This window comes from Herbaspirillum sp. NPDC101397 (genome assembly GCF_044767325.1).
Classification (GTDB): domain Bacteria; phylum Pseudomonadota; class Gammaproteobacteria; order Burkholderiales; family Burkholderiaceae_D; genus Herbaspirillum.
This window is the reverse complement of the sequence record NZ_JBIWNS010000005.1, coordinates 320,936-330,508: the sequence shown is the minus strand read 5'-3', so window position 1 is coordinate 330,508 and position 9,573 is coordinate 320,936. Positions and strand designations below refer to the sequence as shown.

The following is a 9,573-nucleotide window of genomic DNA, read 5'->3' as shown; positions in this document are numbered from 1 at the left end:
AAAAGCCCGCTCAGGGCGGGCTGTGTTGAACTGCTGAAAAAGACGGCTAAGCGGCTGTCAAAATGGTGAAATCACAATGGCGGCCAAACGTTTGGACCGTCTCTTCGTAGGTGCTGAACGGCGCGCCGACAGGTGTAGCCTTGAGCACGCTAAGCGCCTCTCTCACGGCGGTCATCAGCGAGTTAGCTTCCGGCCGGGTCTGCGCGAAAATATTGATCTGAAGCCGGACAAAATCTGAACCGGAAGGCCCCTCCAAGAACTGCAGCGGCGCGCCGCCGACCTGCTGAATCGTCAAATATGGCAGAACAGTTTCGGCCGGTGCCGCATCGAAAAACGTGCGTTCGCCGACCAATGGATCGAGCAGATCCATGACTTCCTTTTCGATCATCGGGAAAGCTCCTTGATTGCCTTGCTGGTGTTCTCAGCCAGCTTTTCCTGCATGACGCGCAGTACTTCTTCTTTCTTCGCCTCGTAGGCTGGCCGGATGAATGGGTGCGCAGCGACAAAAATCGCCTTCGCGTTGGCGCGGTGCGCCTTCCAGGTGGTCCCTTTTACTTTCGGCGGCACATACCAGTGCCCGTATTCCACCCAGACCCCGTAATACGCGCCGTCGCTGGTCTTCCGGCCTTTGCGCCACGATATGTAGTAGACGTGGCGATCGTCACTGGAGAGCTCGTCCACGTGCTTCTGGTAGATGTTTTCCTGCAAAATTCCTTTGTCGCGCGGCGCGCGCGCGATCACTTCTTCTTTCATCACTGTGGCGCCGGTGTTGGCTGCTGAACGGATAGGATCTGTCAGCTTGTCGGCCAGGCTCAATAACTTGGCAATGGCTTCGTCCTGTCCCGTTACGGACGATTTAGCCATTCGTCAAACCCGAGGAACACATCAGCTGCAGTTCACGCTTCGTGCCCTTACGGTCAAGCACCGATTCGACCTTATAGACGGTGCTCCCGAGGACCAAGCGCATATGCGGCACGATATCCTTCCGGTACCGCAAACGGAATCGGGTTGTAACCTCGCTCTGGGCAGCCTGTGCGGCGAACAACTCGCGTCCGCTTAAATCTTCCTTCTTCGCCCAGACTTTCGCGACCTCCGTCCAGTCCGTCCGCACGTTGCCGTACTCATCTTTGCCTGTCGGCTTGATTTGCACCGACACCTGGTGCCGTAGCTCGCCGGCGCGCATCAAACGCCCATTTCCACCCGGTACGGGCGCATAAGTTGGAGTGCCGAGGCGTTTGCATACAGCAGTGCATCCGTCGATGCCTCCCGGTTTTCCCACAGGTCTCCCAGGAACAGTAGAACAGCCGCCTTCAGTGAAAACGGAATCCCGGGATCTTCCGGCTGCTCCGGCGCGGCCATGTTTCGCATCAGCGGCGCCCCGATGTACTGTTCGACGCGGTCGATTGCTGCACTCATGAACAGCTCGATCATCGGATCAGTGTCGTCGGAGTCCAGGCGAAGATGTGCCCTCGCCTGGACCAGGCCGAAGTCGTCGGTCAAGGGAGTCGCCATTACTTGTTGCGTGGAGCCGGCGCTTGCTTATTGTCCGGTTTGGCGGCTTTTTTCAAGTCATCCGCACCTGGATTTTCAGCGTCATCGCCGACGGCTACAACCAGACCGTTTGCCTTAAGGTCGGCAAAACGGAGGCGCGAAACCGGGAAGGCATCGCTTTCCGGGGTCTTGAATCCTTCTTCGCCTTCGAACGTTTTGACGGCCTTGACCACCACCTCGTCCGCCGCTGCTGCTTTATCTTCGTTGCTCATCGGAGCGCTCCTGAATGTGAAAGGGCCACCTCGCGGCAGCCCCTTGGGTTAGAACAAACTGTGATAGATCGAACGCCGGCTTAGCTGCCCGACGGCACCACCTGGCCGGTGACAAAGGCTTCCGGACGATACACGGCCAACGCCAGGCGCTCTTCCGCCCGGATCGTCACCATGTTCTTCACGAAGTCGTCTTCGTTTTCGGTCGAAACCAGAACTTCGATTTCCATGCGATCGTAGATCTGCGCAGCCAGATTGAACGCACCAGTCAGGAAGGTGTTCTGAGCAATCGCCTGTGTTTCAGCGACCGGAAGGCCCCACAGGCGGGCGATACCGCCGTTGACAGGCTGAGCGATGATGTAGCGGCCTTCGCTATCTTTGGTCAGCTCAATGCCGGCCCAATCAATAGGGTTCAGGACGAAGCCCGACGCAGGATACTCCGCCAGCACAGCCTGCAGAATTGCCAGGCGCAAGCGATCGATCGGGGTGGCGCCAGCGATGGTGATTGCAGCGGCGAATGCCGATGCCTGCGGCAAGATCCCCAGGATGTTCGCACCGGTGCCGTCCCCGCTCAGCAGTTGCTGCTCTTCCTTGAAGCGCAGGCCGTATTGGGCACGACCATCGATATAGCTGGCCAGGCCTTTGGCATCGTCAAGCAACTGACGCGAGGCCTTGAAATAGTGGGCAATCGTGCGCACCGGCGCATTCTTCAGATCGAACGTGATGTTGGACTTTGGCTTTGCAGCACCTTCAGCAACCATGCCGGCGTTGTTGGTGTAGCCCGTTTCGCGGACGAATTCGACAGCGCTGGCACCAGTTTCGCCCGGCATCAGCAGATCACGGATTGTCATCGTGCGCATCGGCGGGGCGATGATGCCGGCAACGCGATCTGCAATGGTCAGCGAGTTGCTTGGGCTGACACCGGCGCCAACGGTTGCCGTCACGTTCAGCAGGTCCTTGCGTTCCATGCCGACGCGGATGCTCTTACGGGCGGAACTGTCCATACCCTTGAAGGATTCGCTTTCGACCACGCGTTGGCCCATCGTTTTGTGCTCTTGTCCTTCGTCGCCACCGGGACGGCGGACTTGCTTCTGCTCGACTTCGGTCAGACGCGCCTTCAGCTCGTTCATTTCGGTCAACGCCTTGTCGGTGTTGTCCTTCAGTTCCTGACTGAGTTGCTGGCCGCTGGACATCTTCTGAGCGATGTCTTCGCCGAAATTCTTCACCTGGTCCATCACCTGGGTCAACTTCTTACCCAATTCGACGATATCTTCGCCACCTTCGCCGCCTGCCGATTTTCGACCGTATTCGTTTGCATTCTTTTGCATCATATTTCCTTAAAGTTTGGGGAGAGTGAAACCGTCGAGCATCTGAGACATGTGCTGCACGGTTGCTTTGCGTTCGCTGTCGCCCTCGGACTCACTCCGGAGCAGATGCTTCAGGCCGCGGTTAGCGACTACAGCAGCCTGAGTTTTTGAGAAGCCGGCCTCGCGCAGGAACTTCTCGAAATCGGGGAGAGATGGCAGATCGCCATGGGCGAGACGTGCTTTGATTGCGTCAATGCGCGCATCGTCGTTTGCAGGAGTTGTCACGATCGAGATTTCGACAAGATCCAGCTTCTTCAGCGTGCGGATGCCGGTTTTTTCGTCGTAGCTGGATTCGCGCACGTAGTAGCCGATCGACAGGCCAGTGACCGCACCGGACTTCATGCCTCGGGAGGCAATCTTTGCGTACGGTGCGTCCTCGAGCCAGAGCAAGCCCTCGCCAAACAGACCGTGATCGTCCTCTTTCAGCGTCGAGATGTCCCAGTTGCCAATCGGCTCGCCGGTCCGGTGCTGCCACAGGACGGGGAATGTACGGCCAGCATCCTTTGTTGCCTGGATGCTCTCGATGAACGCGCCCGGCGCGACGACCTCGTTGTAGCTGTCCACAGTCCCGAAAACGGAGCCGTAGCCAGAAAAAAGGCCGTCCTCTTGGACGGCCTTCACTTTGTAGTCAAACGAGCGAACCTGCATGCCGCCGTTGTTATGTTTCATCTGTTTCTCCAGTTTTGTTCAAACCCAGCCAGTCCAGCACGGCGGACTTGGCCGCTCCTGCTGTTGAAGTAATCTTTCCAAGCATATTTAGCGGAACCAGATTGCTTTGGACAGTCAACTCGTCGCCGCCAGCCATAGGTGGACGGTTGTCGTACGCACGTCCTTCGTTCCGTGTCATCAGCCCGTTCTGTGTCATCTTGGCCAGGTAGTCAGCACGCGCTGCGCTATCAGCTCGCAATAGGCCTTCAATCGAGAACTCGGCGAAATACTTGGCGCGTTCTTCCGGCAACAGCACTGACTTTCGAATTGCCTGCTCTACTCGAGTCAGCCAGGGACGAAGGGAAAACGTCAGGAATCCGATCATCTGCTGCTCAATGCCGGTGCCCCAATTTGTGGAATTTGCAGCGTGCCCGACCATAAAGGGCGGCACGCGGAACCAGCGGCACATCTCCTCGACGTTGAAATTGCGGCTTTCCAGCATCTGGGAGTCGCCTGGATTCATGCTCAACTGGTTGTACTTGGTATCGTTTTCCAACACCATGACGCTGCCAGCATCGACGCCGCCAGCGGAAAATCGACTGACACTTGAGCGCAGATCGTCGCGCTGCTCTTTCTTCAGCGCGCCAGCGACTTGCAGGAATCCAGCCGCACGCATGCCGGTGGTGAACACCTTCGCGCTGGCTTCATCGGTAGCGATCGCGGCGCCGAAGACGTTGGCGCCATATGACATCGGGGTCAGCCCATTGACGCCGTCCAGGCTGAATGCCGGAATATTCACCATGTCGGTCTCGAGGACGATGCGAGTCGTTCCATCCAGGTCCCGGTATTTGTATTCCATTGATCCATCGGTCAGGCGGCGCTTGGACATTCGCGCGGGATTCAGAAAATTCAACGCGACCAGCCGCTTGCCGCTGCGGGCCTTTTCAACGTATGCATTACCCCATAACAGCATGCTTGCAATGATCGCCTCCCAAAACTGCACAGCGGTCATATCGGCGTTGGGCTGACTGTGCAGCAGGTCATACACCGGGTGCTCTGTCGCTGAACGCCGGGAACCGTCCGGCATGCGTTCGTAAAACCCGATCGGCAACGTTGCGATCGTCTCCGAAATCAAGCGCACACATGCCCAGACCGTCGCAAGCTGTAGCGCCGAGTTGACGGTGACGCGCTTGCCAGTGAACGAATGCTCGGCCCATGCCGACCAGAACGAACCATCGGTCATCGAAATGGGCACACCCAGCCACTTCAGCAGGGACGACTTTAGAAAGCCTGGTGGGTTGGTTTTGGTTTCGCTCATTTCGATCCTGTTATGCAACGATGACATCACTAGCCCATCCCTCGTCAGGACCGGTCTCGTCGACCATCGCGCGCGCGAGTGCCATGATCGCGGCGACAACGCCGTCGATTTTGTTTTCGCGCTTTTCTTTGCGGGGATAGATGTTGTCTTTTGCGTCGATCTTCGCCACGACGTTGGACATCATCCAGGTCAGTACTGGGTTGCCGTCGTGATGCAGGCGCCCGGCCTTGACTGCGCTCTCCAACTCTTTCATGGGTAGCGACATGTTTTGCACTGTTTGCCGGAATTCGACTGTTACGGCACCTTCCTTCATCAACTCTTGCGCCAGCTGCGCTGCGCGCCACGGGTCGTACACCACCTCGTCCGGTGCGTAAGCGTCCATATCGGCAAGGACGAAGTCGCGCACGATTTCGAAATCGATCTCAGCGCCTTCGTGCTGGTCAAGAAAGCCTTCAATCACCCATTTCGTATAGGCGTTTTTGAACCGTACGCTCTCCTCAATAGCCGCTTCGGGCAGGGCATAGCGTCCGAACAGGTAGTAGTGCTGCTTGCCGTCGATCATCTTGGTGAAGCAATCGACGTCTGCGCACACGTCTGAGCGTGATGCCAGGTCGAGCGCCTTGACGTTCTTGCAGCCCTTGAATTGCTCGCGGCGCAAGGTCAAGTCCGCACATTTGCCCCACTCGATCATGTTCATCCAGGCGGTCTTGGCCGAGCACCAGATATTCAGGTGCTTCGTCTTGAACCGCGTTTGCTTGGCCGCGCTCTGCACCGCCTGGCGCTGCTGGCTCAGTAAAAATTCTTCGTCGACCGAGATGCCCATGTTCGGATTTGCCTTACGCAGGGCCTTGGGATCGTCCCAGTCGTCCGAATCGTCGACGGTGTAAATGATGGCGAAGAGCTCGTCCTGCTCCAGCGCTCCTTCGAGTACGCGCTTAGCGTCACTCTCCTGTTCATAGCAGGGGCCAGCGATGTTGTAGCCGGCCGTCGTGATCTCAACCAGCAGCGGCTGGTCGCGCGCGCCCATACCGGTTTCCATCGTATCGACCAGGTCGGACGTGTCGTGCTCGTGGTATTCGTCGACGATCGCGCACGATGGCGAGGCACCATCGCCTGGCTTGCCGATGACAGGCTCGAATTTAGAGCCATCCGATGGCGTGAGCAGCATCTTCGCCCAGACCTCGGCGCCAAGTGCATCGGCAAGATCGGGCGTCCGCTGCACCATCTGTTTTGCCGGCCGGAAGACCTCCCAGGCTTGCTTCTCTGTCGTGGCGCCGGAATACACCTCGGCTCCGAACTCGCCATCGCAGGCGAACATGTATAAGCCGATACCGGCCGCGATGATCGATTTGCCGTTCTTACGCGGCACAGCGATGTACGCTTTCCGGTAGCGCCGGCGCCCTGTTTTTCTGTTCTTCCATCCGAAAATCGAACAGAAAATGAACATCTGCCAAGGTTGCAGAACGATCAGTTCCTGCGTTTTTGCCCACTTCCCCTTGGTATGGGGCAGCAGCTCAACAAATCTGCACGCCTTCTCGGCCGTTTCAACATCAAAAACGTATTTCGACGTCTTGCGTTCGGCCTTCTTCAGGCCATCAAGATGCCGCTGACATGCCAGGCGAACCCATTTGCAGGCCACAACCTTCCCCGCAACGACCTCTCGGGCGTAGCGGTTCGCTGCGGTTACATGTGGATTCGCCATTGATCACGCTTTGCTGCCTTTCTTGACCAAGCTTGCGAAAGGGTTTTCTTTTTTCTGTTTCGGCGCGCCAACCTTGGAGCGATCCGCCGGCGTCATGCCGAACTTACCCATCAGGGTTTCGCACCTGGTCAGCACGGCGGCCGGCACCATCCAATGTACCTCCCGGATCTGCGCGATCATGCACGCCAACATCTCAAGCGCGAGCCGATCGGACTTGCCGACCACGCCCGGAGCCGTCAATTGCAGCACCTCGACCCAGACAGCCTTCTCCGCGGCGGTGAGGTGCTCGGGCGGGTCGCCTACATCCCCGCCAGCATCAGGCTCGTTCTCACGCTCCTTGCCGCGTTTAGGGTTCTTGGCGAAGGCGCCGCGCATGTCCAGTACATTGGTCGGTGTTCTAGGTCTGCCCATGGCGCCGGTCCTGAAATTTCATTTTGTGGAAATAAAAATTGTTCGAAGCGTACGGTCAGGGCCTGAATCGTCCCTAGACTTTTGACTCCCCCTCCCCCTGGTCGCGGTCTGTCGATGCCTCGCCGACGCGTTCAGCGGGCGCTGGAGCGTCGCTGCAGTGTGAGCTTGCGTGATCCCAGAAGCCGCAGTGTTCGCATTGCTCAATGCGACTGCCGCGCTCGATCACCCTTCCATTGACCGTCCGCCGAGGTCCGTACCATCTGCCCATGCAACTCAGCGGCGCATCTGCCGCGCCGCCCTTTCCCTGATCGTCTTTGCCTTATGGCAATCACTACACTTCAACTCAAGGTTGTCGTCGTCGTCAGTGCCGCCGTCAACCTTCTCGATGATGTGGTCCACCTCAGAACCGATGTTCACCCGGCCGCCGCGAAGGCAGTGCTGGCACAGGCCCTTGTCCCGGTGCTTGATGCGAACGACCTTCTTCTGCCATTCGTATCCATAGCCTCGCTTGGTCGTGCTCTCAGTGCTGGTCCGCCGCCACCCGACAGCGTCGGCCGCGTGCGCCGCACAGAAGCCCGGCGCGTCGACGAGCTTCTGGCAGCCAGGGTGGCGGCAGATTGTCTTCGGCCTTGGGGCCATGAGGATTCCTAAATGAATGCCCTATGTAAGCCGTCAGCAGCACGTGCGCGCTTAACCAGGCCTCGCCAGCACTCCCACAGGGCAACTGCTTGCGCCTCACGGCGCGAATAAAAAAGCCCGCGACCGGAGACCGATAGCGGGCAAACCCATCACCACGATGGAGGAGACAACCGTTTAAACGTAATCAAAATAGATTACAAATCTCTTGCGCATGTAATCATTTTTGATTACACTGTACTCACTGAATCGAAAAACGAATGGAGGTGCAGTGAAGCAAAAAGAGTTTGTCCGGTGGCTTGCAGAACAAGGCGCTACCTTCAAGGATGGAAGCAATCACCTGAAGGTCTACTTGAACGGCAAGCAAACAGTGATACCGAGACATGCCGGAGAATTGAAAACAGGCACTGTCAACGCTATCAAAAAGCAACTCAACCTAAAGTGAGAGAAGCCCCGAAAGGGGCTGCTCCCGCAACACTGCACCACCGCTACCTTGAAAGGGGCACACATGCAATATCCAGCTACATTTACGCCTGATACCGAAGACGGCGGGTTTGTTATTACTTTCCGCGATATTCCTGAAGCGATCAGCCAGGCTGAAACCGTGGACGAAGCGCTTGCGATGGCTGCCGACGCACTTCTGTCGGCGATGGACTTCTATTTCGAAGATAGCCGTCCTGTTCCACTTCCATCCAAGGCGAAGCGGGGCGAACACTTGATCGCCCTGTCAGCCAGCGTGTCCAGCAAAGTCCTGTTGCTCAACGAAATGCTGTCGCAGCAAGTCGCACCTAGCGAACTGGCCCGACGTCTCGATACAACGCGGCAGGAAGTGAATCGCTTGATTGACCTAAGCCACGCAACCAAGATCGACCGCATCGAGGAAGCCCTCGGCGTTCTCGGCAAACATCTGGAGTTGAGCGTTGCTTAAACACCTTCGCGACAGCATCTGCGCCAAGCGGTGGCCCGCGTATATCGAGGTCCCGCTTGTCTCCGTGGTTTACCTGGTTGCGTTTGGCCTGGGCGTTTTTCTTTTCGGCCTGTGCTGCCTAGCAGTCTTCCTTGGCAGCTTGGCCGTGCGCGCTTGGTTTATGTCGCCTTGAGACGAATGGAGCGGGCGACCGGGATCGAACCGGCGACAGCGAACTTGGAAGGCTCGCGCTCTACCAACTGAGCTACACCCGCGAAATCTGTTTCGGGCGATAAACGCCCTGCCGCTGCACGCATGCGATTTCCTTGCCAAGCTGTTTGCGGTCGATCATTGGCTCATTCACGTCCCGGCTTACCCTTTTTGCCGTGTCTCGGTTTTCGCTACCGTCGCCGGACTACCTGCCGTCGCTCAGGGGTTCGAATCATGTTGCCGGGTTACAGCGTCCCGGCGGCGGTAAGCGTGCGGCTTTTGGCGGCACCCGCTGATATTCACGGCTCACCGGTGGGCCATGCCTAGTAGCAGCATGGGTCGGGTTTTGCACTTCCGTGTATATGGCTTCATTGATTCCGCTAAGGGATCGCCACTCCCAACTACCCGCTGCCCGATGGCCCCATGCGCGGTAAGTCGGCTGTCGCATGTACTCACCCCGCCAGTTTTCTGGCATCCGGGCGACGCTTGCGCGTTCTGGTAGCGTGAGGATGGATTCGAACCACCGACCTTCGGCTTATGAGGCCGACGAGCTGACCGCTGCTCCACTCCGCTGCAAAGAAAAAAGCCCCGATCGGTAAAGGATCGAGGCTTTA

Annotated in this window: 13 protein-coding genes and 2 tRNA genes; 2 read left to right on the top strand and 13 right to left on the bottom strand. The window is 57.8% G+C overall.

Annotated elements, in window-relative coordinates; genetic code table 11:
* Window positions 1-46: 46 nt before the first annotated feature.
* From ACIROW_RS14310 to ACIROW_RS14260, 11 genes are all read right to left on the bottom strand, one after another.
* Window positions 47-388, bottom strand: coding sequence for a DUF3168 domain-containing protein (locus tag ACIROW_RS14310; RefSeq protein ID WP_402276654.1), 342 nt, complete (start codon window positions 386-388; stop codon window positions 47-49).
* On the bottom strand, window positions 385-864 hold the full coding sequence (locus ACIROW_RS14305) for an HK97-gp10 family putative phage morphogenesis protein (RefSeq protein WP_402276651.1): 480 nt from the start codon (window positions 862-864) through the stop codon (window positions 385-387). Before ACIROW_RS14305 ends, ACIROW_RS14310 begins: the two co-directional genes overlap by 4 nt.
* Window positions 857-1,183, bottom strand: a complete 327-nt coding sequence (locus tag ACIROW_RS14300; protein ID WP_402276999.1) for a phage head closure protein — start codon at window positions 1,181-1,183, stop codon at window positions 857-859. Before ACIROW_RS14300 ends, ACIROW_RS14305 begins: the two co-directional genes overlap by 8 nt.
* Window positions 1,183-1,500: a head-tail connector protein gene (locus ACIROW_RS14295; RefSeq protein ID WP_402276649.1), complete on the bottom strand. Its 318-nt coding sequence runs from the start codon at window positions 1,498-1,500 to the stop codon at window positions 1,183-1,185. Before ACIROW_RS14295 ends, ACIROW_RS14300 begins: the two co-directional genes overlap by 1 nt.
* A gap of 11 nt (window positions 1,501-1,511) precedes the next feature.
* Window positions 1,512-1,763, bottom strand: a complete 252-nt coding sequence (locus ACIROW_RS14290; protein ID WP_402276647.1) for a hypothetical protein — start codon at window positions 1,761-1,763, stop codon at window positions 1,512-1,514.
* 80 nt (window positions 1,764-1,843) lie between these two features.
* The gene (locus ACIROW_RS14285) at window positions 1,844-3,088 is read right to left on the bottom strand and encodes a phage major capsid protein (RefSeq protein WP_402276645.1); all 1,245 of its coding nucleotides are present in this window, start codon (window positions 3,086-3,088) and stop codon (window positions 1,844-1,846) included.
* Between the two features lie 9 nt (window positions 3,089-3,097).
* Complete coding sequence (locus tag ACIROW_RS14280) at window positions 3,098-3,796, bottom strand: HK97 family phage prohead protease (RefSeq protein ID WP_402276643.1); 699 nt, start codon at window positions 3,794-3,796, stop codon at window positions 3,098-3,100.
* On the bottom strand, window positions 3,786-5,093 hold the full coding sequence (locus ACIROW_RS14275) for a phage portal protein (RefSeq protein ID WP_402276640.1): 1,308 nt from the start codon (window positions 5,091-5,093) through the stop codon (window positions 3,786-3,788). The genes ACIROW_RS14280 and ACIROW_RS14275 overlap by 11 nt, the downstream gene beginning before the upstream one ends.
* Before the next feature lie 10 nt (window positions 5,094-5,103).
* A complete protein-coding gene (locus ACIROW_RS14270; RefSeq protein WP_402276637.1) occupies window positions 5,104-6,795 on the bottom strand; it encodes a terminase large subunit in 1,692 nt (563 codons plus the stop codon).
* 3 nt (window positions 6,796-6,798) lie between these two features.
* Window positions 6,799-7,206 (bottom strand): hypothetical protein, encoded by a 408-nt coding sequence (locus ACIROW_RS14265; RefSeq protein ID WP_402276635.1) that lies wholly within the window; start codon window positions 7,204-7,206, stop codon window positions 6,799-6,801.
* A gap of 273 nt (window positions 7,207-7,479) precedes the next feature.
* Window positions 7,480-7,845 (bottom strand): HNH endonuclease, encoded by a 366-nt coding sequence (locus tag ACIROW_RS14260; protein WP_402276633.1) that lies wholly within the window; start codon window positions 7,843-7,845, stop codon window positions 7,480-7,482.
* A gap of 268 nt (window positions 7,846-8,113) precedes the next feature.
* Between ACIROW_RS14260 and ACIROW_RS14255 the strand changes: the two genes are divergently transcribed.
* Together ACIROW_RS14255 and ACIROW_RS14250 are read left to right on the top strand one after the other, a co-directional pair.
* Window positions 8,114-8,287 (top strand): type II toxin-antitoxin system HicA family toxin, encoded by a 174-nt coding sequence (locus ACIROW_RS14255; RefSeq protein ID WP_402276631.1) that lies wholly within the window; start codon window positions 8,114-8,116, stop codon window positions 8,285-8,287.
* 63 nt (window positions 8,288-8,350) lie between these two features.
* Window positions 8,351-8,770, top strand: coding sequence for a type II toxin-antitoxin system HicB family antitoxin (locus tag ACIROW_RS14250; RefSeq protein WP_402276629.1), 420 nt, complete (start codon window positions 8,351-8,353; stop codon window positions 8,768-8,770).
* Between the two features lie 178 nt (window positions 8,771-8,948).
* Here ACIROW_RS14250 and ACIROW_RS14245 read toward each other — a convergent pair.
* A tRNA-Gly gene (locus tag ACIROW_RS14245) sits at window positions 8,949-9,024 on the bottom strand.
* A gap of 431 nt (window positions 9,025-9,455) precedes the next feature.
* A tRNA-Met gene (locus ACIROW_RS14240) sits at window positions 9,456-9,532 on the bottom strand.
* Window positions 9,533-9,573 lie beyond the last annotated feature (41 nt).

Bases quoted from the DNA above. Each gene is read 5' to 3' on its own strand.
- ACIROW_RS14310 (WP_402276654.1), bottom strand. From the start codon at position 388: ATGATCGAAAAGGAAGTCATGGATCTGCTCGATCCATTGGTCGGCGAA.
- ACIROW_RS14305 (WP_402276651.1), bottom strand. From the start codon at position 864: ATGGCTAAATCGTCCGTAACGGGACAGGACGAAGCCATTGCCAAGTTA.
- ACIROW_RS14300 (WP_402276999.1), bottom strand. From the start codon at position 1,183: ATGCGCGCCGGCGAGCTACGGCACCAGGTGTCGGTGCAAATCAAGCCG.
- ACIROW_RS14290 (WP_402276647.1), bottom strand. From the start codon at position 1,763: ATGAGCAACGAAGATAAAGCAGCAGCGGCGGACGAGGTGGTGGTCAAG.
- ACIROW_RS14285 (WP_402276645.1), bottom strand. From the start codon at position 3,088: ATGCAAAAGAATGCAAACGAATACGGTCGAAAATCGGCAGGCGGCGAA.
- ACIROW_RS14280 (WP_402276643.1), bottom strand. From the start codon at position 3,796: ATGAAACATAACAACGGCGGCATGCAGGTTCGCTCGTTTGACTACAAA.
- ACIROW_RS14275 (WP_402276640.1), bottom strand. From the start codon at position 5,093: ATGAGCGAAACCAAAACCAACCCACCAGGCTTTCTAAAGTCGTCCCTG.
- ACIROW_RS14270 (WP_402276637.1), bottom strand. From the start codon at position 6,795: ATGGCGAATCCACATGTAACCGCAGCGAACCGCTACGCCCGAGAGGTC.
- ACIROW_RS14265 (WP_402276635.1), bottom strand. From the start codon at position 7,206: ATGGGCAGACCTAGAACACCGACCAATGTACTGGACATGCGCGGCGCC.
- ACIROW_RS14260 (WP_402276633.1), bottom strand. From the start codon at position 7,845: ATGGCCCCAAGGCCGAAGACAATCTGCCGCCACCCTGGCTGCCAGAAG.
- ACIROW_RS14250 (WP_402276629.1), top strand. From the start codon at position 8,351: ATGCAATATCCAGCTACATTTACGCCTGATACCGAAGACGGCGGGTTT.